The sequence below is a fragment of the Nonomuraea mangrovi genome (assembly GCF_042681425.1).
In the GTDB taxonomy this organism is placed as follows: domain Bacteria; phylum Actinomycetota; class Actinomycetes; order Streptosporangiales; family Streptosporangiaceae; genus Nonomuraea; species Nonomuraea mangrovi.
The window spans coordinates 297,507-317,831 of the sequence record NZ_JBHUFV010000050.1 but is presented as its reverse complement, the minus strand read 5'-3'; the positions used below and the strand labels follow the sequence as shown (position 1 = coordinate 317,831).

The window sequence follows — 20,325 nt, the reverse complement described above, 5'->3', positions numbered from 1 at the left end:
CGCGACGCGAGATCTTACGCACCGGTTACGAACCGGGGCCGACGTCACGGCGGGTGCGCGGCGCGGCTGGAGTGGCGTGGTGGACGGACGGCCGGCGGTGACGACGGTGGCCTTGACCCGGCTTGCCGTACAGGCTGGGACCGGCGCGGCGCACAGACCGGCGCGGCGCACAGACCGGCGCGGCGCACAGACCGGCGCGGCGCACAGACCGGCGCGGCGCACAGACCGGCACAGCGCACAGACCGGCGCGGCGCACAGACCGGCACAGCGCGCGGGCCGGGGCGGGGAGGTCGCGCGGTTCAGGCGAGGGTGGCGGTGACGATCGGGGCCAGGGCGCGGAAGGCGCGTCCGCGGTGGCTGATCGAGTCCTTCTCCTCGGCGGTCATCTCCGCCGTGGTCCTCGTGTCCCCGTCCGGCACGAAGATCGGGTCGTAGCCGAACCCGTTCGTTCCCCGGCGTTCCCGCAGCAGCCGTCCCTGTAGTTCCCCTTCGACCACCCGCTCCTCGCCTGACGGCAGCGCCAGCGCGGCCGCGCACACGAACCTGCTCGTGCGCCGGTCGTCGGGTACGTCGGACACCTGCGCGAGCAGCAGGTCGAGGTTGGCGTCGTCGTCGCCGTGCTTGCCGGACCAGCGCGCGGAGAACACGCCCGGCATCCCGTTGAGCGCGTCGACGCACAGCCCGGAGTCGTCGGCCACCGCGGGCAGGCCGGACCCCTGGGCGACCGCGTGCGCCTTGAGCAGGGCGTTCTCGGCGAACGTGAGCCCTGTCTCGGCCACCTCGCCGATCTCGGGGAACTCCTCGAGGCCCACGACCTCGAATCCGCCGAGGATCCGGCGCAGCTCGACGATCTTGCCCGCGTTGCGGGTCGCCAGCACGATTCTCATCGGCCCAGTGCCTCCTGCTGGTGAAGCGTCAGCTCCTCGCAGCCCGCGACCGCGAGGTCGAGCAGCTCGTCGAGGGCGCGGCGGTCGAAGGGCGCGCCCTCCGCGGTGCCCTGCACCTCGACGAACGCTCCTGATCCTGTCATCACGACGTTCATGTCGGTCTCGGCGGCGACGTCTTCGACGTAGCAGAGGTCGAGCATGGGCGTGGACTTCACGACGCCCACCGACACCGCCGCCACGGAGTCGACCAGCGGGTCGCCAGGGCACATCTTCCGCGCGCGCATCCACGCGACCGCGTCGGCCAGCGCGACGTACGCGCCGGTGATCGCGGCGGTGCGGGTGCCGCCGTCGGCCTGCAGGACGTCGCAGTCGAGCACGATGGAGTTCTCGCCGAGCGCCTTGTAGTCCACGCAGGCGCGCAGCGAGCGGCCGATCAGCCTGGAGATCTCGTGCGTCCGACCGCCGATCTTGCCCTTCACCGACTCGCGGTCGTTGCGGGTGTTGGTCGCCCTCGGAAGCATCGCGTACTCGGCCGTCACCCAGCCCTGCCCGCTGCCCCTGCGCCAGCGTGGCACGCTGTCCTGGACGGAGGCGGCGCAGAGCACGCGCGTGCCGCCGAACTCCACCAGCACCGATCCCTCTGCATGGCTGATCCACCCTCTGGTGATCTTCACCGGGCGAAGCTGGTCGGGAGCGCGTCCATCCTGTCGAGACATGCAGATCACCCTATCCCCGCTCAAGAACGGCCCTGACCGTTCAGGTCAGGTCGTACACGGCGCCGCTTCGGGCCAGCTCGATCGGCCCGCCGAAGGCGCCGCGCGAGGCCTCGTCGAGGACTCGCGCATTGTCGTTCCACGGGACCAGGTGGGTCAGCACCAGCCTGCCTGCCTTCGCCTTGGCGGCGTGCTCGGCCGCCTGGCGTCCCGTCATGTGGAGGTCGGGGGTGAGGTCGGGGCCCTCCATGAACGACGCCTCGCACAGCAGGAGGTCGGCGCCGTCGGCGAGCTTCACCAGTTCGGCGCTCTCGCCGGTGTCGCCCGAGTAGGCCAGCGTCCTGCCCGCGTGCGAGACGCGGAAGCCGTACGCCTCGACGGGGTGGTTGACCAGGCCCGCCGTCACCTCGAACGGGCCGACGGCGAACCGCCCTGGCGACAGCGGCACGAACGAGAAGGCGGTCTCGAGCCCCGGCTCCTCCGGCATGCCGTAGGCGGCGGCCAGCCTGCGGGGCGCGTCACGCGGCGCGTAGACCGGGATCCTCGGGTACGGCGCGGCGGGCCCGTAGGTGCGGACCACGTGGTAGCCGCAGATGTCCAGGCAGTGGTCGGCGTGCAGGTGCGACAGGCAGATGGCGTCGACGTCGTAGAGACCGATGTGGCGCTGGAGCGGGCCGAGGGAGCCGTTGCCGAAGTCGAGTAGCATGCGGAAGCCTTCGGCCTCGACCAAGTAGCAGGACGCGGGGCTGTCGGGTCCGGGAAAGCTCCCCGAGCATCCGACGATCGTCACCTTCATGCGGACCTCCCGTTCGAGGTGGTGGTACCCCCAACTGCGGCCGGCTCGACAGCTTCGATCTCGGGCCCGAGGAAACGCCTGCCCAGTTCGGCGAAGAGAGTGGAGTCGCCGGTCACGCTGAAGCGGTGCTGGGGGGAGGTGGCACCGTTGGCGAGACCGCGGTCGTGCAGGATCCGGTAGACGTCCTTGGCCGTCTCCTCCGCGCTGGAGACCAGTGTCACCCCGTCGCCCGCGACGTAGGAGATGGCACCGGTCAGCAGCGGGTAGTGGGTGCAGCCGAGGATGAGGGTGTCGCACCCGGCTTCCTGGATGGGGGCCAGATAGTCGCGGACGACCTCGATGAGCTCGTCGCTCATCGTCTCGCCGCGTTCCACGTACTCCACCAGGCGCGGGGCGGCCACGCCGGTGAGAGTGACGTCGGGGGCGGCGGCGAAGGCGTCCTGGTAGGCCATCGACCCGATCGTGGCGCGCGTCGCGATCACGCCGACCTTGCCGTTGCGGGTGGCTCTGACGGCGCGCCTGGTCGCCGGCTGGATGACCTCGATCACCGGGACGTCGTACCGCTCGCGCGCGTCCCGCAGCACGGCGGCGCTGGCGCTGTTGCAGGCGATGACGAGCATCTTGACGTCGTTCTCGACGAGGTGGTCCATCACCTCCAGCGCGTATTCGCGGACCTCGGCGATCTTTTTCGGCCCGTACGGCTGGCGGGCCGTGTCGGCCACGTAGGTGATGGACTCATGGGGAAGCTGGTCGATGATCGCCCTGGCGACGGTCAGGCCGCCCACCCCGCTGTCGAAGATTCCAATGCTCGCGTCCGGCACGCTTCAGAGGGTAGGCGACCTGCGGGATCACCACAGCGTAAGAATCCTCACACGAGAGCCATGCCTCTCCTGTTTCCTCCGCGCCCCCCGCCCCTCGACGACCCCGGGCCCGCATCCGCCCCGGCGTTCCCCGAGAGGACCGAGGGAGACCGCGAGCCGGGGCTCGGCCGCCGTTTCCCGAAGGGGGCAGAGGGAGACCGCGAGCCGGGGCTCAGCCGCGTCCGACTCTGGCGAGCTGGCGGGACTGGGCCACCAGCCGCCCCGCGGAGTCCCACACCTCCACCTCTTCGTCGAACCACCCGTCCGCGACGAGCCGCCCGCTGCCGAGCAGCGTGAGCCATCCCGGTGACGGCAGCGCCCGCAGGTGCCAGGTGAGGTCGACGGTCGGCGCCCAGCCCCGCTGGCCCGCCGAGAACACCACCGGCGGCAGCGCGTCCACGGCCAGCGCGATCACGTAAGGGTCGGGGTCCTGCGGCTCGGCCATCCTGAAGTACGCGCGAGCCTCGGGGCGTCCCGTCGGCCTGCCGTGCAGCCATCCGATCGTGGGCGGGTCGAAGCGCATCTCCATCTGCGCGTTCAACGTCATGCCCGACTCCGGCTTGGGGTCGGGCAGCTTGACGCAATCCTCCATCGCAGGCATCCCAGTAGCTGATTTATCCGTATATATGGGCTGGACGTCGTTCAGGGTGGCCGTCGTGATCAGCGACTCCAGTTGCGGAGCGTCGTCCTGGACCAGCCTCGCCCTCGCGAAGGCCGCCGTCCTGCCCGCCTTCATCTGCTCCACCACCACCCTGGCGGGCCCGGGGCGCGGAGCGCGGAGGAACTGCGTGGTGGTGCTCACCGGATGGTCGTGCGGCGAGGCGTCCACGGCCGCCCGCAGGAGGACCGCCATCAGGTAGCCGCCGTTGAGGGGGCCGCCGATCGAATAGCCCGGATCGAGGCACACGTCGTAGACGCCCTCTTCCACCCTGATCGCCTGCGTCGCCTCGTCGAACTTCGTCATGCCCACTCCCGAACTAAGTTCTAGTGGCTCCATACTCTACGACATCCCCGCTCCAGCGCGCCTACCTGCGGAAACGTCCACCCGATGGGACTGTTGGATCATGGGGTTGACAGCACTGATGGGCCAGTCCGTCTGGGATGCCCAGGGCATATGGGTCGGCCACGTGGTCGACATCCGCGTGGTCAAGAACAAGAGCGAGTCCATGCAGAGCCACACCGTCATGGGTCTCCTGGTCTCGGCCAGGCGGGCACCCGTCATGCTCGGACTGACCCGCGACAGGGAGGGCAGGCTCGGCTGGCTGTCGGAGATCCTGGCCCGCGTCGTCTACGCGGGATGCACGTTCGTGCCCTGGGACGTGGTCGCCTCCAGCGACACGGGCGAGGTGCACCTCAGCGCGCACCGCAAGCAGCTCAGTCGGGTGTAGATCGCCGCAAATTGGTCGGTTTCAGTGCTTTGCAACCAGCTCTCTAGTCACATGCACTAACTTCACTGTGGTCAATAAGTCCACATTGTGAGTTGAGTGATGTCTGCGAATACGCCCCCCGGCGGCCAGGACCCTGAGCGGACCACGGCCTACCGATGGAACGAGGGTCAGCCGACGCCGCAGGGCGGCCAGCCGTACCCGCAGCAGCCCTACCCTCCCCAGCAGCAGCCGCAGTACCAGCAGCCCTATCAGCAGCAGCCGCAGTACGGCCAGCAGGGCCAGGCCCAGCAGGGCTACGGGCAGTCGAACCCCGGCCAGCAGGACTACGCCCAGCAAGGTTACGGCCAGCAGGACTACGCCCAGCAGGGCTATGGCCAGCAGCAGCAGCCCGGCTACGGACAGCAGCAGCCGTACCAGCAGCAGAACCAGCAGTATTCCTACGGTGACCAGACCGTGCAGCAGCCTGCGGGATGGCAGCAGCAGGGCCCTGACGGGTGGGGTCCCCCCCAGCAGCAGCCTGCCAAGAAGAGCGGCAGGGGCTGGCTGATCGCGGGCATCGCGGCGCTGCTGGTCGTCCTCGTCGGAGGCGGCGGCGTCTGGGCCGCCGGTTCCTTCCTTGGCGGAGGCGGCACGCAGCCGCACGAGGTGCTCCCCGGCGGCGCCATGGCGTACGTGCGCCTCGACCTCGACCCCGCCGCCAACCAGAAGATCGCGCTGTTCAACCTGGCCAGGAAGTTCACGGTCACCAAGGACAGGATCACCGGCGACGACCCGCGGAAGGCTCTGTTCGACGCGATCAAGGCCGACAGCGAGGACCTGAAGAAGATCGACTTCGCCAAGGACGTCGACCCGTGGCTCGGCAGCAGGATCGGCGTCGCCGCCCTTCCCGCGCCCAAGGGCCAGGAGCCTGGCTTCGCCGTGGCCGTCCAGGTCAAGGACGAGGCGGCGGCCAAGGCCGGCATCGCCAAGCTGATGGGTGACGACAAGTACGGCATCGCCTTCCGCGAGGACTACGCGATCCTGTCCTCCGACCAGGCCGCGGCCGACAAGTACGCCGCCGGGCCCACGCTCGCGGAGAACGCCGACTTCAGCTCCGACTTCGACGCGCTCGGCGAGCCCGGCGTGCTGTCGACGTGGATGAGCGTCGGCAAGATGGCCGAGATGGCCGGGGAGATGAACGAGCAGGAGAAGCAGCTGCTGGAGAAGGCGAAGAACGCCCGGTTCGCCGCAGCCCTGCGCTTCGACTCCGCCTACGCCGAGTTCGCGGGCGTCGTCCGCGGCGCCGAGGCCATGGCGGTGGGCGACCCGCAGGCCGCCGACCTCTCCACGCTGCCCGTCTCCACGGTGGGCGCGCTGTCGATCTCCGGCCTGGACGAGGCGATCACCAAGCAGTGGGCCGAGCTGCAGAAGACCATGGCCTCCTCCCAGGAGGGCGCCGGCTTCCAGCAGTTCGTGGACATGGCCCAGCAGAAGTACGGCCTGGCCCTGCCCGCCGACCTGTCGACGCTGCTCGGCAAGAACCTGACCCTCGCGGTCGACGGCGAGGGCCTGGCCAACCTCGGTCAGAGCGGCCAGATGCCCAAGGCCGGCGTGAAGATCGTCACCGACCCCGCCAAGGCGCAGGAGGTCATCGGAAAGATCGAGAAGGCCTTCACCGACCAGGGCCAGCCCGCCCCGCAGCTCGCCAAGGTGCCCGGCGACGGCACGATGACCATCGCGACCACGCCCGAGTACGCCAAGCTGCTGTCGGAGGACGGCTCGCTGGGCGACAGCGAGAGCTTCAAGACCGCGATCCCCGACGCGGGCAGCGCGACCTTCGCCCTGTTCGTGGACGTGGACAAGATCGAGCCGCTGTACCTGAACAACCTCACCGGCGACGACCAGGCCAACGCCAAGGTCCTCAGCGCGGTGGGCCTCAGCGGCAAGCAGAGCGGCGGCGAGGCCAGCTTCTCGCTCCGCGTCCTGTTCAACTGAGCGACTGACCGAAGGGCCGCGCTCCCGGTGTTCCCGGGGCGCGGCCCTGCTCGTTTTCACCCCTGAACAGCCGGCCCACCCCGACCCTGCTCGTTTCACCCCTGAACGGCAGGCCCACCCCCGAACGGCAGGCACCGGCGCGCGAGACGGCGCGTGAGACTGGTTCATGGGGCGTGCGGCTCACCAGGGGAGCGGCCGGCCGTCCCTGAAGAAGCCGCCCGTGGGACCGCCGTCGGGCAGGGTGGCCGCCCAGACGATGCCGGCCGCGCCCTCCTCGACGGGCCGCCCGCCCGGGCCGCCCATGTCGGTGGCGACCCACCCCGGGCAGATCGCGTTCACCAGAATCCCTTCGGAGCGCAGCTCACCGGCCAGCATCCTGGTGAGCGCGTTGAGCGCGACCTTCGTGGTGTTGTAGGCCGGGGTGCCGCCTCCCATGCTCGCCAGCGACGCCGCCTCGCTGGAGACGTTGACGACCCTGGGGTGCCTGCTCTTACGCAACAGCGGCAGCAGCGCCTGGGTGAGCCGCCACGGCCCGTACAGGTTGGTCTCGGCCGCTTCCCTGACGATGTCCAGGTCCGCGTCGATGGCGCGCTGCCAGGTGTCGTAGGTGATGGCGGCATTGTTGATCAGGACGTCCAGCTGCCCGAACCGCTCGGCGATCTCGGCGGCCGCCCGCTCGGCGTCGGCCTGCGAGGTGACGTCGAGCTGTAGCGCGTGGACGCCGGGCCCCAGCCGGTCCGCGGCGGCCGTGGCCGCCTCCATGGAGCGGGCGGTGAGCAGGACCGTGTGTCCGAGCCCGGCGAGCTGCCTGCCGATCTCGAGCCCGATCCCGCGGTTCCCGCCGGTGACCAGTGCGATCACGACGTCACCTCCCCCGTAGCTGACGTTTATGTTATAAACCGAGTATATGACATAAACATCACGGAACGGAGGAGCGATGCGCGCTGCGGGCCGTACCGGCTCGACCGACCTGGACGCCGTCGCCGACCTGCTGTGGCGCGCGGGCGACGAGCGGGCGGACGACGGCCGCGTCAGGCTCAGCGCCCGGCTGATCGTGGAGGCGGCCGTCACGATCGCCGACGCCGAGGGCCTGGACGCGCTGTCGATGCAACGGGTGGCGTCCGTGCTGGGCTACACCTCGATGGCGCTCTACCGGCACGTCCCCGGCAAGGACCAGCTCGTCGCGGCCATGACCGACGTGGCCACGGGCCGCCCGCCCGCGCCCACGTCCCCGCCGCCGTCCTGGCGCGCCGAGATCGAGTCGTGGGTCGACGCGGTGTGGGAGGTCTATCTGCGTCACCCCTGGCTCGTGCGGGTGCCGACGAACAGCGCGCCCGTCGGCCCCAACGAACTGGCGTGGCTCGAGGCGTTGCTGGGCCCGCTGTCCCGCGCCGGGCTGGATCGCGCCGAACTGATCCCCATGGCCACGTTCATCAGCGGCGCCGTTCGCGGCCTGGCGAGAGCGGCCACCGAGCTCGACCCCGCGGCCGCGGCCGCCTACGGCCAGGTTCTGGCCCGGCACGTCGATCCCGGACGCTTCCCCGTGCTGTCGTCGCTCATGGCCGAGGACGGCCTCGTCGAGGACGACGGCGGCGACCTCACCCCGAGCGTCCACCACGGCATGAACCGCCTGCTTGACGGCATCGAGGCTCTGCGTGACCGCCGTTCCACCCAGAGGAAGGGCACGTGACATGGACGAGTTCCGCGTCAGAGGCTGACGGGCGCCGGCGGCATCGCGGCACACTCGACCCGATCGCCCCGCCGGTCGACCCGTTCGCCCCGCCGGTCGACGAGCCCGCCTCGCCTGACCCCCGAAAGCGGAAAACCCATTGCACCCCGGCCGGAAAGCTCGATAAGTGTGTCCCATGCTGACCGGAGAGCGCGTCCGCCTGCGAGCCCTGGAGCCGGCCGACAGCGAGGCCATGTGGCGCTGGTACCACGACCCTGAGGTCGGCCGATGGATGGACGGCTCGCCCCCCATCTCGCTCGCGCAGAACATGGAGAAGGGCGAGAACAGGCCGCGCAACACCTTCGAGGAGATGCTGCTCGGCATCGAGACGCTCGCCGAGCAGAAGCTGATCGGCTACGTCGCCCTCGGCGAGACGGACTTCGTCCACGGCGAGGCCATCCTGCAGAGCATCGCGATCGGCGACCGCGACCACTGGGGCGGCGGTTACGCCACCGACGCCCTGAGGGTGATCTGCAGGTACGCCTTCGAGGAGATCGGCCTGCACCGCGTGATGCTCTGGGTGGTCGCCGACAACACCGCCGCCGTGCGGGTCTACGAGAAGGTCGGCTTCGTCGAGGAAGGCAGGCGCAGGGAGGCGTTCCGGAGCAGGGGCAAACGGCACGACTTCCTCATGATGGGCCTGCTGGAGTCCGAGCTGCGGTGAGCGCCTGGCCCTGGGCTCACGCCCAGAGCTGACCTTCGAGCCTGGTCTCCGCCTCGTCGAGCGTGCCCTCGTAGGCGCCGGTCGACAGGTACTTCCAGCCGCCGTCCGCCACCACGAACACGATGTCGGCCCGCACGCCGGCCTTCACGGCCTTGCCCGCCATCCCCAGGGCGGCGTGCAGGGCCGCGCCCGTGGAGACGCCGGCGAAGATGCCCTCGGCGGCCAGCAGTTCCCTGGTACGGCGCAGCGCGTCGCCGGAGCCGACGGAGAAGCGCGTGGTCAGCACCGACTCGTCGTACAGCTCGGGGATGAAGCCCTCGTCGACGTTGCGCAGGCCGTACACGAGCTCGCCGTAACGCGGCTCGGCGGCCACGATCTGCACGTCCTGCACGTGTTCACGCAGGTAGCGGCCCACGCCCATGAGCGTGCCCGTCGTGCCGAGCCCCGCGACGAAGTGCGTCACCGTCGGCAGGTCCTGGAGGATCTCGGGACCCGTCGACTCGTAGTGGGAGCGCCAGTTGGCCGGATTGCCGTACTGGTAGAGCATGATCCACGACGGGTTCTCGGCCGCGAGCTGCTTGGCCCGCCTGACCGCCTCGTTCGAGCCGCCCGCCGCGGGCGAGGAGATGATCTCCGCTCCCCACATCCGCAGGAGCTGGCGGCGCTCCTCCGAGGTGTTCTCCGGCATGACGCAGATCAGCCTGTAGCCCTTGAGCTTGGCCGACATGGCCAGCGAGATGCCGGTGTTGCCGCTGGTCGGCTCCAGGATCGTGCAGCCCGGCGTGAGCAGGCCGTCCTTCTCCGCCTGCTCGATCATCCACAGCGCGGGACGGTCCTTGATGGATCCCGTGGGGTTGCGGTCCTCGAGCTTGGCCCAGATCCGGACGTCGTCGGAGGGCGAGAGCCTGGGCAGGCCCACGAGCGGCGTGCGACCGACGGAGTCGATCAGGGAGTCAAAGCGCATGGTGTACGGCTTCCGCTTCGGCGTTCACAGGGATCTGGGTTGTGTCCATCAAGGGCGCCTCCGCCCGCGACGTGGACCGGCCGTCAGACCGGCGCCTGCGCGGGCCCCGTCGGTTCGTCACCGGCTGGGGTCGGGCCGACCGAAGCCGGTCACCCGGCCCGTCGTTCAGCCCGGCCATCCGGGCCCTGCCGGTCCGGCCGGATGGCGACCGACCGGCGACCGCGACCGTGGCGACCGTCCGGGCCGGCTCGCGACCGACCTGGCCGGACCGAGCGTTTCGGCCCGGGTCGCGACCGACCGGGCCGGACCGACCGTTTCGGCCCCGATCGACCGCCTGGTGCCGATCAGGACCGGACGGGGCGAACGGCGACCGGCCGGGCCGGACCGACTGGCGCCGGGTGCGGCCGTGGGCGTGGTGGCGTCCGGGTCAGCGGGAGCCACCGGCGACGGCGGGCAGCACGGTCACGGTGTCGCCGTCGGCGACAGGCGTGCCGAGCCCGCCGAGGAAGCGGACGTCCTCGTCGTTGAGATACACGTTCACGAAGCGGCGCAGCGCGCCCTGGTCGACCAGCCGCTCCTTGATGCCCGGGTGCCGGGACTCCAGGTTGCTGATCAACTCGTCGAGCGTGGCGCCCTCGGCGTCGACGGCCTTGGCGCCGTCGGTGTAGTTGCGCAGGATGGTCGGAATGCGAACCTCGATGGCCATCGCGGGTCAGTCTCCTCGTTCATGTCGTCGTCCACCGGGCAAACGCCGGTGCGGGATAAGGGATTCCGTAGAACTGCCGGTCAGCGACAGTCGTAGACGACAACGGACGGAGTGTGCGCGAAGAGGAAGCTCTGCACAGGCCGGACCGTCATGGACAGCAGTGTACCCACGGCGTGAATCGCCCCGGTTCGCCGTCTCATGTGATGGTCACCTCCTCCTCGGTGATCACCCCGTCGACGATGCGGTACGAGCGCAGCTCCGCCCGCTCACCCAGCTCCTCTCTGGTGGAGACGAGCACGTAGTGGGCGTTCGGTTCCGACGCGTACGACACGTCGGTGCGTGAGGGGTAGGCCTCCGTGGCGGTGTGCGAGTGGTAGATCACGACGGGCTCCTCGTCGCGGTCGTCCATCTCGCGCCACACCTTCAGCTGCTCGATCGAGTCGAAGCGGTAGAAGGTGGGCGAGCGCTCGGCGTTCTCCATCGGGACGAACCGCTCGGGAACGCCGCCACGACCCGCGATCACCCCGCACGCCTCGTCGGGGTGATCGGCACGGGCGTGCGCAATGATCTTGTCGACAAGATCCTGCGAGATCGTCAGCATGCTGCAGAGATTACCCGGGCGGTCGCGACCGACTCGACGCCCGGGGGCCTGTCGCGCGACCCTCCGAAGCAGGACCCGGGCCCGAGGCGGGCGGGTCTACCAGAGGGCGCGGACGAGGGTGTCCTGGAGGTAGGTCAGCCAGTCGTAGGTCACGAAAGCCGGATACCGGGGATCGTCCTCCGACATCGTCGCGATCTCCTCGTGCACCTCCTCCGTCACCTCCAGCCGCGTGCCCAGCGCCAGCCGTACGTCGTTGAGCGAGCGCAGCCACGCCTGTGCCTGCTCGGCCGTGAGGTCGGTGCGCCCCGGTTTGGCGGTGTCCAGCATCGTCTGCGCGTCGGCCCGCTTGCCCTCCCGCAGCGTCGCCTCGGTGTAGCGGCGGAACTCCCCCGCCGACGCGTCGTCGGAGTACGCCGAGGGGAACAGCCGGGCCAGCACCGGGTCGGTGGGCGCCTCGGCCGAGCCGATGCCCAGCGCGCGCTCCAGCGGGTCGTCGCCGGTCTCCCCCGGCGCGACGAGGCCGAGCACCTGCGTCACCAGTGACCGCAGGATCGAGACCTCGGCGGCCTCGAACTGCGCGATGACCCCGCCGCCATGGCGGGACTTGAAGCCCGAGCTCACCGGCACCACCTCACGAGAGCGAGTCCGACTGGAGTGTCGCCCACAAGCCGTAGGAGTGAAGAATCTGCACATCGCGTTCCATTTCTTCACGCGTGCCGCTCGACACGACGGCCTTACCCTTGTGGTGAACGTCCATCATGAGCTTCTCGGCCTTCTCCTTGGAGTAGCCGAACACGGTCTGGAACACATAGGTCACATACGACATCAGGTTCACCGGGTCGTTCCAGACGATCGTGACCCACGGCAGATCGGGCCGGACGTCCGTTGAAGGACGCTCGACGGCGATTGGAGCGGTGCTACCCACATCCCCGAGTCTGCCCTATCTGGGCCGTAGTCTCGAACTCGTGAGAATGACCATGAGCACTGCGTTGCTTACAGATCACTATGAGCTGACGATGTTGCAGGCGGCGCTCCGCAGCGGAGCGGCGCACCGGCGAGCGGTCTTCGAAGTGTTCGCGCGCCATTTGCCTGGAGGACGACGGTATGGGGTGGTCGCCGGCGTCGGCAGAGTGCTGGACGAGCTGGAGCGCTTCCGCTTCGGTGACGATGAGCTCACCTTCCTGCGCGAGCACAAGGTGGTGGACGAGCCGACTCTGGCGTTTCTCGCCGATTACCGATTTTCCGGCAGTATCTACGGCTACCGCGAAGGCGACCTCTACTTCCCCGCCTCGCCCATCCTCGTCGTGGAGGGCACGTTCGCCGAGGCCGTCCTGCTGGAGACGCTGGTCCTGTCCGTCCTGAACCACGACTGCGCGATCGCCTCGGCGGCCTCCCGCATGGCGAACGCCGCCGGCACGAGGCCGCTCATCGAGATGGGCTCGCGCCGTACCCATGAGCGGGCCGCGGTGGCGGCCGCCCGCGCGGCCTACATCGCCGGGTTCGCCGCGACGTCGAACCTGATGGCCGGGTACGAGTACGGCCTTCCCACCGCCGGTACAGCCGCGCACGCCTTCACCCTGCTGCACGACACCGAGCGGGCCGCCTTCGAGGCGCAGATCGCCTCGCTCGGCGAGAGCACGACCTTGCTGGTCGACACCTACAGCGTCGCCGAGGCCGTGGCGACGGCGGTGGAGCTGGCCGGCAACGAGCTCGGCGCGGTCCGCATCGACTCCGGCGACCTGGCCGCCGCGGCGCAGGAGGTGCGCGAGCAGCTCGACGCGCTCGGCGCGTTCAAGACGCGCATCCTGGTCACCTCCGACCTCGACGAGTACGCCATCGCCGCGCTCGCCGCGGCTCCCGTCGACGCGTACGGCGTGGGCACCTCGCTGGTGACGGGGTCGGGTGTGCCGACGGCCGCGCTGGTCTACAAGATGGTGGCCAGGGAGACCGCGTCGGGCAAGCTGGAGCCGGTCGCCAAGCGCTCGGTGGGCAAGCCGTCGCGCGGCGGGCGCAAGTACGCCTACCGTCTGCTGGACGATCAGGGCCATTTCGAGACTGAGCTGGTCACCACGTCGGACGTCGCCCCGGAGGGCGGGATCGCGCTGCTGCACGAGCTGGTGCGCGACGGCGAACTCGTCGGCAGGGAGCCGCTGGAGGCGGCGCGCGAAAGGCATCGCGCGGTCGTCGGGCGGCTGCCGCAGGAGGCCCTCCACCTCGGAAGGGGGTACGCGGCCATCTCGACCGAGTTCGCCTGAGGCGAGCGGCCTGTCAGGACCCCCACCACCCCCGGCACGACGCGCCCGGCGTGAGTAGGCTCGATGGTGTGAGCACCGCATTGATCATCGTGGACGTGCAGAACGACTTCTGCGAGGGCGGCAGCCTCCCGGTGCAGGGCGGCGCGGCGGTCGCGACGGCGATCAGCGCGCACGTCGCCGCGCATCCCTACGACCACGTGGTGGCCACGCGTGACTACCACGTGGACCCTGGCGCCCACTTCGCGGACCATCCCAACTACGCCACGACCTGGCCGGCGCACTGCGTCGCGGGCACCAGCGGCGCGGACTTCCACCCGAACTTCGACACCTCGAAGGTCGAGGAGGTCTTCAGCAAGGGCGCGGGGGCGGCCGCCTACAGCGGTTTCGAGGGCGCGTCGAGCTCGGGCGTGTCCCTGGCCGAGTGGCTGGCAGAACGGGGCGTGCACGCGGTCGACGTCGTCGGCATCGCGACCGACCACTGCGTGCGCGCCACGGCGCTCGACGCGGTGGAGCACGGGCTGGCGGTCAGGGTACTGCTCGGCCTGACGGCGGGCGTGGCGAGGAACACCACGCAGGCGGCGTTGGGCCAGCTGAAGGACGCGGGCGCGATCCTCAGCGGAGCTCCCATGGTCGCGTGAGGTCACGGCGTGTAGACAGCGCGCAACGCTCGGGATATGTGATAGTCAAGGCGATGAGAACTCTCCGCTTCTGAACTACTACGGAGAGCTAGCAAGCTCACCCGACGCGTAGAGGAACGCCTCATGCTCGCCATCGCTCTTGGCATCGCCTGGCTGGTGCTGTCGCCGCTGTGCCTCTGGATCATCGTCCGCGGCCGCATGGGAGCCAAGGTCGGCGCCGTGCTCACGCTGGCCGCGATGGAGGTGGCGACGGTGGCGGTACGCCCCGCCCATGAGGCCCCGCAGGTCGTGGCGCACGACGTCCCCGCTCCCCCGCGTCCCTCGGCCGCCGACTGCGCGGAGCGGACGCCCGTCCCGCAGACGGCCCGGCTGGAGAAGGGCCACGAAAGCCTGGAGCTGTTCTGGTCGGCCGAGCCCGACGAGTGCAGGACCGCCAAGGTCGTCCTGCGCCACAGGGGACGCGAGCTGCGGGTCTGGGTGCACGAGGGCCCGCTGCGCGGTCACCACGTTGGCGTGCGGACGGTTCCGGTGCGTGTCGAGGGCGGCACGGCCTCGCTCCGGCTCGCCCTCGACCTGCCGGAGCGAGCCCACTACCGGACGGTCGACGGGCGCAGCGGCAGGGACATCGCCCCCAGACACGAGCAATGACCTTTTCGAGGCGCCGGTGACGTCCCTTCGATCGGGGCGCTGAATCGCCCCACCGCTCCGGGACGACCGGTGTGCTCTGACCAGGCCACGAAGAAGGGCGGCCACCAGGTGATCCTCGGTGGCCGCCCTTCTGCGCGCGTTCATCGGGAGCGTTGCGTCGCCCAGTGACGGATCTTGTCGATGCGCTCCTTGACCTGCTCGCCCGTCGCCTGGGCGATCGGCGGCCCCCCGCAGGCGCGGCGCAGCTCGGAGTGGATCACTCCGTGCGGCTGCCCCGTGCGATGGTTCCACGCGCCCACCAGGCCGTTGAGCTCCTTGCGCAGCTCGGCCAGCTGCTCGTGCGGCGACAGCACGGGCTCGGCCGGCTTGGGCGCGCGCCGCTTGGCGGCCTGCTGGTCCGCCTGCCGCTTGCGCAGCAGCGAGGCCACCTGGTCGGGCTCCAGCAGTCCTGGCAGCCCGAGGAAGTCCTCCTCCTCGGCCGATCCGACCTCCGCGCCGGTGCCGAACTCACCGCCGTCGAACAGCACCCTGTCGAAGGTCGCCGTGGCCTCCATCGTCTCGAACGGCAACTCGTCGCCGAGGACGTCAGGATTGTCCTTCTTGCGGTTGGCGTCGTCCAGCAGGCTGTCGTCGAGGCCGTCCTCCGGCGGGCGCTTGTTGAGGACGTGGTCGCGCTCGACCTCCATCTCGTTGGCCAGCCCCATGAGGGTCGGCACGGACGGCAGGAAGACCGAGGCGGTCTCGCCGCGCTTGCGGGCGCGCACGAAACGCCCGACGGCCTGGGCGAAGAACAGCGGGGTGGAGGTCGAGGTGGCGTAGACGCCGACGCACAGGCGCGGGATGTCGACGCCCTCGGAGACCATGCGGACGGCCACCAGCCACCGGTCCTGCGAGGCGGCGAACTGCTTGATCTTCTTGGACGCGCCCGGGTCGTCGGAGAGCACGACCGTGGCGCCCTCGCCGGTGATGTTGCGCAGGTGACGGGCGTAGGCGCGGGCCGCCTCGTGGTCGGTGGCGATGACCAGGCCGCCCGCGTCGGGGACGCCGCGCCGTACCTCGGTGAGGCGGCGGTCGGCGGCCTGCATGACCTGGCGGATCCAGTCGCCCTTGGGGTCGAGCGCGGCCCGCCACGCCTGGGAGAGCTGGTCCTTGGTCAGCGGTGTGCCGAGCGTGGCGGCGATCTCGTCGCCGGCGCGGGTGCGCCACTTCATCTCGCCGGAGTAGGCCAGGAAGATGACGGGCCGGACGACGCCGTCGGCCAGCGCGGGACCGTAGCCGTAGGAGTAGTCGGAGACGCTGCGCTTGAAGCCCTCGGCGTCGTCGGCGTACTCGACGAAGGGGATCGGGCTGTCGTCGGAGCGGAACGGCGTGCCCGTCAGGTGGAGGCGGCGGGTGGCGGGCTCGAAGGCCTCCCTGATGCCGTCGCCCCAGGACTTGGCGTCACCCGCGTGGTGGACCTCGTCGAAGATGACGAGCGTCTTGCGGGCCTCCGTGCGGGCCCTGTGGAGCGCGGGGTGCATGGCGACCTGGGCGTAGGTGACCGCGACCCCGATGTAGTCACGCGAGGTGGTGCCCTGGCTGTTCTTGAACTCGGGGTCGATCGCGATGCCGACCTTGCCCGCCGCGTCGGCCCACTGCCGCTTGAGGTGCTCGGTCGGCGTGACGATGGTGATCGCCCTGATCACGCCCTGGGCGATCAGCTCGCTGGCGATGCGCAGCGCGTAGGTGGTCTTGCCGGCTCCGGGGGTCGCCACGGTCATGAAATCCCGTGGCTCGCGCCGGAAATAGAGGTCGAACGCCTCCTGCTGCCAGGCACGCAGCTTGGTCGCCGTGCCCCATGCGGCGCGGTCGGGATAGGAGGGCGACAGGTGGGATGCCGCGAACGTACTCACGCCATCACCTCTGGGACTCGTGTGCTTCGCTCTCTCACAGTGACCCAAGGGTAATCGGGGGCACCGACAAGACGTGCCGTGCTATGGGGATCCTGGCCAAGCTCACCTCTGCGTGCTATTGGGCTTATCGCACGCTCGTCATGACCGCCTCGAGCGCCTGCCTGCTGGGGGTTTGGTCGGGTTGGAGCAGGCCGACGACGACCACACTCCTCCCCGGCTTCGTGAGAAGCATCACTCGAAGATACGCGGGCTGGTTCACCACGTCCTTGTACTCCGCGCGCAGCGAACGCGTGTGCCCACTGTATGGGCCGATCGCGATGGATCTGTCCTCGACGACGGTCACCTTGTCGCCGTGCAGCAGCAGGCGCGAGTACAGCTCGGCCGCCTCCGCGGTGGCCCTGGCGGCGGCGCCAGGGGCGCTCCCGGCGGGCTCGCTCGGCCTGGCCATCACCAGAGCCCCGCCCGCCGAACGCGCGGCCGAGGTGAAGCCGGTGACCGGCGGCACGGGATCCTCCCGCCACCCTTCGGGCAGCGGGATCGTGACGCCCGCCGCCGCGTCGCTCAGCCGCGCCGCCTGGGCCCGTTCCGGTACGGCCAGCCGCAGCACGACCACGACCAGCCCCGCCACCATCCCGCCCGCCACGACCAGCGCGAGGACGGCCCCCGCCCTGGCACGCCACCCGCCACCCGCCCTCCTGGGCGCGGTGGGGGCGCCGTACAACCGGGCGGACGGCGGAAGCGGCTCGGTGAACGGCTCCGGCGCCGACCGCTCCACCGTGCGCCTGAGCCGGGGGTTCCAGGGCGCCTCCGGATCCTGCGAACCCGGCGGCCACACCCGGCGATCGTCCTCCATGCCGCCGTCTTATCACTCCTTCACGCCGCCATCAGAGGATTCGTGATCGCTGGGACGCGAGGGGGAAATGAGTTCAGGACCTGATCCTGGAGGCGACGACCACGGCCGTCAGCGCGACGGCGCCCATGAGAAGCGCGATCACGACGAACCCGACGGAGATCCGGTCGGGCGCGTGGCCGATCAGGTTGATGAGGGCGCCGCCGACGCCGATGGCCAGAGCGGACCCGAGGGTGTCCATGACCTGCAGCGCCGCGGAGTTCTTGCCCTGCTCCGCCTCGGGCGACTGCTTCATCATGGTCACGCTGACCGTGGTGACGGCGATGCCCATCCCCAGGCCCGCGACGATCCAGGCGGGCACGGCGATCCAGCCGCTGAAGGAGGGCAGCGCGGTGAGCATCGTGAGCAGGACGCCGAACAGGACGGCGGTGGCGCCGAGGCGCAGGAGCTTCTCGGGCGCGTGGGCCCGCCTGCTCTGCAGGTAGGAGCCGGTGGACCAGCCGAGCGCGCCGGTGGTGAGCGCGATGCCCGCCTGCGTGGTGCCGAAGTGCTGGACCTGGATGAGGACGAGCGGGATGAAGGAGTTCACGCCGAAGAAGGCGGCGGAGTACATGCCGCGCATCATGATCGTGGTGGGCAGGCCTCGGGCCAGCCTGAGCGCTCCTCTGGGCAGCAGCCTGGGCAGTCCGATGGCCAGCAGGGCCAGGCCCCCGACGGTCTCCAGCGCGCCGGCGAGGGGCGCCGCGTGCAGCTTGTCGATGCCGAACAGCAGCAGGCCCGCGCCCGCCGCCGTGGCGGCTGCCGACAGGATCCGCAGCGCCGCCCCCGGCTCCGGCTCGGCCGCCTCGTGGGAGCTCTGCCTGAGCGCGGGCAGCAGCATGACCAGGGCCGGCACGACGAGCGGGCAGATGCCGTAGAACACCCAGCGCCAGCCGACGGAGTCGGCCACGAGCCCCGCCACGGCCGGGCCGACCATGGCGGGCACCACCCACGCGGCCGAGAGCCCGGCGAAGACCTTGCCCCTGGCCTCGGGCGGGTAGACGCGGGCGATCATGACGTAGATGGCGACGATGGTCGAGCCACCACCGAGCCCCTGCACGACCCTGGCCAGGACGAACAGCTCCTTGTTGCCCGCCGCGCCGGCCAGCGCCATGCCGACGACGAACAGCCCGACGCCCGCCACGAACGGCAGCGCGTGACCCTTCCTGTCCGACCACAGGCCTGCCACGACGTTGGCGAACAGGCCGGCGATGAGGAAGGCGGAGAAGCTCATGCCGTACAGGTCGAGGGCGTCGAGCTCGCGCGAGATCGCGGGCATCACGACGCCGACGGACATCCCCTCGAAGGCCACGAGAGTGACACAGAGCAGGATGCCGACGGTGGCCGTGCGGTACTCAGGACCGAAGATGCGAGGGGGTGCGTATGGAGTGTCGGGAGTCTTCGGTGCTGTCACCCCAACATCCTAGTTGCACCGAAATCTCACCTGGCCGGCTCGGTACCCTCCGCAGCGGCGGCCTCCCTGTTCTCCACCGCCCTGTAGGCCGTCCACATCTCGTGCATGCGGACCGCCTGCCCCTGGGTGAACTCCGTCATGCACGCGTCGAAGCTGTAGTCCATGTAGTTGTGGATCGCGTCGAGACCGGGCTGGGCGCAGGTGTCCTTGCCCTCCGGGCAGCCCGCCGTCGGCTGGTCCTGGAACGGGGTGTCGTCGACGCCGTCGCCCGTGCCCGTGCAGCCGTTCTCGAAGGTGTGGAACAGCCCGAGCCAGTGCCCGATCTCGTGGACGGCGGTCGCGCCCCTGTTGAAGTTGGCGAGCGTGCCGCCCGGCAGGCTGCGCCAGTCGATGACGACGCCGTCGCTGACGGGCATGGCCTGGTACCAGAAGGCGTAGGTCGAGTAGCCGAGCATGAGCGGTGTCAGCTGGCCGATGTACAGGTTGAGCGTGTCGGACCCGCCCTGGCGCAGCCGCGTCTTCATCGCGGTGTCGTTGGCCAGCGGGTTGGCGAACCACTGCGGCCTGTTGGTCACCGTCACGCCGTCGAGGCGGAAGCGCATGCCGGTGTCGACGCCGCCGTACTGGCCTGCGTAGGCCGCGTTGATGACGGCCACCTGGGCACGGACCGCCTCGTCGGTCGGCCGCAACTGGCCGTCGGTCAGCACGTGGACCCACGTCGGCACGGTGACGACGGCGGGAGGGGCGGCCTGCAGCCTGCGCAGCCGCTGGCCGAGGTCGCCGAGCACGCCAGCGACGGACGCATGGCCAGGCTCGGCCCGGCCGTGCCCGTCCGGCACGGCGGGCCAGCAGCCCTCAGATGTGGCCGCGGACGCGTCCGCGGGTGGTACGACAATGTGCCCGATCATTGCGAGCAGGCACATCAGAGCAGCGGCAGACGCGCGCCGAGCCATGCGATCCCCCGATACGGCATGAGCTGGTCAATATCGCGACCTTAGCTCCACCGTGGGGCGATCACCCGTGATCGACACTCACTGAGTGTTACTGCTTGTTGTCGTCTCCGTCGCCGCCACCCTTGGGCAGGCCCTCATAGATTTCCTTGCATTCGGGGCATACCGGGTACTTCTTGGGGTCGCGACTGGGTACCCAGACCTTGCCGCACAGAGCGCGGATCGGCGTGCCGGTCACCATACTCTCGGTGATCTTGTGCTTGTCGGCATAGTGGGCGAACCGCTCGTGGTCGCCGTCGCCGTGCGACAGCCGCGGCGTCGTTTCCTGCTCGGGAAGGATCTTCGTGCTCACGCCAT

The 20,325-nt window shown here is 70.2% G+C and carries 23 protein-coding genes; 7 read left to right on the top strand and 16 right to left on the bottom strand.

Annotation, left to right across the window (positions count from 1 at the left end; genetic code table 11):
- Positions 1-299: 299 nt before the first annotated feature.
- From ACFSKW_RS34140 to ACFSKW_RS34120, 5 genes are all read right to left on the bottom strand, one after another.
- Positions 300-887 carry an XTP/dITP diphosphatase gene (locus tag ACFSKW_RS34140; protein ID WP_379576871.1) on the bottom strand — a complete coding sequence of 196 codons (588 nt, stop codon included), beginning with the start codon at positions 885-887 and terminating at the stop codon, positions 300-302.
- Positions 884-1,603, bottom strand: coding sequence for a ribonuclease PH (rph, locus tag ACFSKW_RS34135; RefSeq protein WP_379576869.1), 720 nt, complete (start codon positions 1,601-1,603; stop codon positions 884-886). Before rph ends, ACFSKW_RS34140 begins: the two co-directional genes overlap by 4 nt.
- Before the next feature lie 40 nt (positions 1,604-1,643).
- Positions 1,644-2,396, bottom strand: coding sequence for an MBL fold metallo-hydrolase (locus tag ACFSKW_RS34130; protein ID WP_379576867.1), 753 nt, complete (start codon positions 2,394-2,396; stop codon positions 1,644-1,646).
- Positions 2,393-3,217, bottom strand: a complete 825-nt coding sequence (gene murI, locus ACFSKW_RS34125) for a glutamate racemase (protein WP_379576866.1) — start codon at positions 3,215-3,217, stop codon at positions 2,393-2,395. Before murI ends, ACFSKW_RS34130 begins: the two co-directional genes overlap by 4 nt.
- Before the next feature lie 211 nt (positions 3,218-3,428).
- Complete coding sequence (locus ACFSKW_RS34120) at positions 3,429-4,220, bottom strand: thioesterase family protein (protein WP_379576864.1); 792 nt, start codon at positions 4,218-4,220, stop codon at positions 3,429-3,431.
- Positions 4,221-4,320: 100 nt separating this feature from the next.
- Here ACFSKW_RS34120 and ACFSKW_RS34115 point away from each other — a divergent pair, with 100 nt between their 5' ends.
- Together ACFSKW_RS34115 and ACFSKW_RS34110 are read left to right on the top strand one after the other, a co-directional pair.
- Positions 4,321-4,644, top strand: a complete 324-nt coding sequence (locus ACFSKW_RS34115) for a hypothetical protein (protein ID WP_379576862.1) — start codon at positions 4,321-4,323, stop codon at positions 4,642-4,644.
- A 99-nt stretch (positions 4,645-4,743) separates the two neighbouring features.
- Positions 4,744-6,618: a DUF3352 domain-containing protein gene (locus ACFSKW_RS34110; RefSeq protein WP_379576923.1), complete on the top strand. Its 1,875-nt coding sequence runs from the start codon at positions 4,744-4,746 to the stop codon at positions 6,616-6,618.
- 180 nt (positions 6,619-6,798) lie between these two features.
- Here the strand turns inward: ACFSKW_RS34110 and ACFSKW_RS34105 are convergent, their stop codons facing one another.
- Positions 6,799-7,479, bottom strand: coding sequence for an SDR family oxidoreductase (locus ACFSKW_RS34105; protein ID WP_379576860.1), 681 nt, complete (start codon positions 7,477-7,479; stop codon positions 6,799-6,801).
- A 76-nt stretch (positions 7,480-7,555) separates the two neighbouring features.
- Between ACFSKW_RS34105 and ACFSKW_RS34100 the strand changes: the two genes are divergently transcribed.
- Positions 7,556-8,308 (top strand): TetR/AcrR family transcriptional regulator, encoded by a 753-nt coding sequence (locus tag ACFSKW_RS34100; RefSeq protein ID WP_379576858.1) that lies wholly within the window; start codon positions 7,556-7,558, stop codon positions 8,306-8,308.
- Between the two features lie 175 nt (positions 8,309-8,483).
- On the top strand, positions 8,484-9,011 hold the full coding sequence (locus tag ACFSKW_RS34095; protein ID WP_379576856.1) for a GNAT family N-acetyltransferase: 528 nt from the start codon (positions 8,484-8,486) through the stop codon (positions 9,009-9,011).
- A gap of 16 nt (positions 9,012-9,027) precedes the next feature.
- Here the strand turns inward: ACFSKW_RS34095 and ACFSKW_RS34090 are convergent, their stop codons facing one another.
- From ACFSKW_RS34090 to clpS, 5 genes are all read right to left on the bottom strand, one after another.
- The gene (locus ACFSKW_RS34090; protein ID WP_379576854.1) at positions 9,028-9,975 is read right to left on the bottom strand and encodes a PLP-dependent cysteine synthase family protein; all 948 of its coding nucleotides are present in this window, start codon (positions 9,973-9,975) and stop codon (positions 9,028-9,030) included.
- A 427-nt stretch (positions 9,976-10,402) separates the two neighbouring features.
- Positions 10,403-10,681 (bottom strand): MoaD/ThiS family protein, encoded by a 279-nt coding sequence (locus tag ACFSKW_RS34085; protein ID WP_379576852.1) that lies wholly within the window; start codon positions 10,679-10,681, stop codon positions 10,403-10,405.
- A gap of 196 nt (positions 10,682-10,877) precedes the next feature.
- Complete coding sequence (locus tag ACFSKW_RS34080; RefSeq protein ID WP_379576850.1) at positions 10,878-11,282, bottom strand: M67 family metallopeptidase; 405 nt, start codon at positions 11,280-11,282, stop codon at positions 10,878-10,880.
- 96 nt (positions 11,283-11,378) lie between these two features.
- Positions 11,379-11,903, bottom strand: coding sequence for a DUF2017 domain-containing protein (locus ACFSKW_RS34075; protein WP_379576848.1), 525 nt, complete (start codon positions 11,901-11,903; stop codon positions 11,379-11,381).
- 10 nt (positions 11,904-11,913) lie between these two features.
- Positions 11,914-12,207, bottom strand: a complete 294-nt coding sequence (clpS, locus tag ACFSKW_RS34070; protein ID WP_358131639.1) for an ATP-dependent Clp protease adapter ClpS — start codon at positions 12,205-12,207, stop codon at positions 11,914-11,916.
- 46 nt (positions 12,208-12,253) lie between these two features.
- Between clpS and ACFSKW_RS34065 the strand changes: the two genes are divergently transcribed.
- From ACFSKW_RS34065 to ACFSKW_RS34055, 3 genes are all read left to right on the top strand, one after another.
- The gene (locus tag ACFSKW_RS34065; protein ID WP_379576921.1) at positions 12,254-13,537 is read left to right on the top strand and encodes a nicotinate phosphoribosyltransferase; all 1,284 of its coding nucleotides are present in this window, start codon (positions 12,254-12,256) and stop codon (positions 13,535-13,537) included.
- Between the two features lie 68 nt (positions 13,538-13,605).
- Entirely contained in the window at positions 13,606-14,175 is a 570-nt protein-coding gene (locus ACFSKW_RS34060) for a nicotinamidase (protein ID WP_379576845.1), read from the top strand.
- 123 nt (positions 14,176-14,298) lie between these two features.
- Positions 14,299-14,823, top strand: coding sequence for a hypothetical protein (locus tag ACFSKW_RS34055; RefSeq protein ID WP_379576843.1), 525 nt, complete (start codon positions 14,299-14,301; stop codon positions 14,821-14,823).
- Positions 14,824-14,963: 140 nt separating this feature from the next.
- On the opposite strand, the gene ACFSKW_RS34050 is transcribed toward ACFSKW_RS34055, so the two are convergent.
- From ACFSKW_RS34050 to ACFSKW_RS34030, 5 genes are all read right to left on the bottom strand, one after another.
- Entirely contained in the window at positions 14,964-16,715 is a 1,752-nt protein-coding gene (locus tag ACFSKW_RS34050) for a DEAD/DEAH box helicase (RefSeq protein ID WP_379576841.1), read from the bottom strand.
- Positions 16,716-16,839: 124 nt separating this feature from the next.
- Complete coding sequence (locus tag ACFSKW_RS34045; RefSeq protein WP_379576839.1) at positions 16,840-17,568, bottom strand: hypothetical protein; 729 nt, start codon at positions 17,566-17,568, stop codon at positions 16,840-16,842.
- 73 nt (positions 17,569-17,641) lie between these two features.
- Complete coding sequence (locus ACFSKW_RS34040) at positions 17,642-19,018, bottom strand: MFS transporter (protein WP_379576837.1); 1,377 nt, start codon at positions 19,016-19,018, stop codon at positions 17,642-17,644.
- A 26-nt stretch (positions 19,019-19,044) separates the two neighbouring features.
- Positions 19,045-19,926 carry a zinc metalloprotease gene (locus tag ACFSKW_RS34035; RefSeq protein WP_379576835.1) on the bottom strand — a complete coding sequence of 294 codons (882 nt, stop codon included), beginning with the start codon at positions 19,924-19,926 and terminating at the stop codon, positions 19,045-19,047.
- 133 nt (positions 19,927-20,059) lie between these two features.
- Positions 20,060-20,320, bottom strand: coding sequence for a DUF3039 domain-containing protein (locus ACFSKW_RS34030; protein WP_379576833.1), 261 nt, complete (start codon positions 20,318-20,320; stop codon positions 20,060-20,062).
- Between the last annotated feature and the right edge of the window lie 5 nt (positions 20,321-20,325).

Excerpts from the sequence above, each read along its gene's own strand:
- ACFSKW_RS34140 (WP_379576871.1), bottom strand. The coding sequence starts at position 887 with ATGAGAATCGTGCTGGCGACCCGCAACGCGGGCAAGATCGTCGAGCTG.
- rph (WP_379576869.1), bottom strand. The coding sequence starts at position 1,603 with ATGTCTCGACAGGATGGACGCGCTCCCGACCAGCTTCGCCCGGTGAAG.
- ACFSKW_RS34130 (WP_379576867.1), bottom strand. The coding sequence starts at position 2,396 with ATGAAGGTGACGATCGTCGGATGCTCGGGGAGCTTTCCCGGACCCGAC.
- ACFSKW_RS34120 (WP_379576864.1), bottom strand. The coding sequence starts at position 4,220 with ATGACGAAGTTCGACGAGGCGACGCAGGCGATCAGGGTGGAAGAGGGC.
- ACFSKW_RS34115 (WP_379576862.1), top strand. The coding sequence starts at position 4,321 with ATGGGGTTGACAGCACTGATGGGCCAGTCCGTCTGGGATGCCCAGGGC.
- ACFSKW_RS34110 (WP_379576923.1), top strand. The coding sequence starts at position 4,744 with ATGTCTGCGAATACGCCCCCCGGCGGCCAGGACCCTGAGCGGACCACG.
- ACFSKW_RS34100 (WP_379576858.1), top strand. The coding sequence starts at position 7,556 with ATGCGCGCTGCGGGCCGTACCGGCTCGACCGACCTGGACGCCGTCGCC.
- ACFSKW_RS34095 (WP_379576856.1), top strand. The coding sequence starts at position 8,484 with ATGCTGACCGGAGAGCGCGTCCGCCTGCGAGCCCTGGAGCCGGCCGAC.
- ACFSKW_RS34090 (WP_379576854.1), bottom strand. The coding sequence starts at position 9,975 with ATGCGCTTTGACTCCCTGATCGACTCCGTCGGTCGCACGCCGCTCGTG.
- ACFSKW_RS34085 (WP_379576852.1), bottom strand. The coding sequence starts at position 10,681 with ATGGCCATCGAGGTTCGCATTCCGACCATCCTGCGCAACTACACCGAC.
- ACFSKW_RS34080 (WP_379576850.1), bottom strand. The coding sequence starts at position 11,282 with ATGCTGACGATCTCGCAGGATCTTGTCGACAAGATCATTGCGCACGCC.
- ACFSKW_RS34065 (WP_379576921.1), top strand. The coding sequence starts at position 12,254 with ATGACCATGAGCACTGCGTTGCTTACAGATCACTATGAGCTGACGATG.
- ACFSKW_RS34055 (WP_379576843.1), top strand. The coding sequence starts at position 14,299 with ATGCTCGCCATCGCTCTTGGCATCGCCTGGCTGGTGCTGTCGCCGCTG.
- ACFSKW_RS34045 (WP_379576839.1), bottom strand. The coding sequence starts at position 17,568 with ATGGAGGACGATCGCCGGGTGTGGCCGCCGGGTTCGCAGGATCCGGAG.
- ACFSKW_RS34035 (WP_379576835.1), bottom strand. The coding sequence starts at position 19,926 with ATGATCGGGCACATTGTCGTACCACCCGCGGACGCGTCCGCGGCCACA.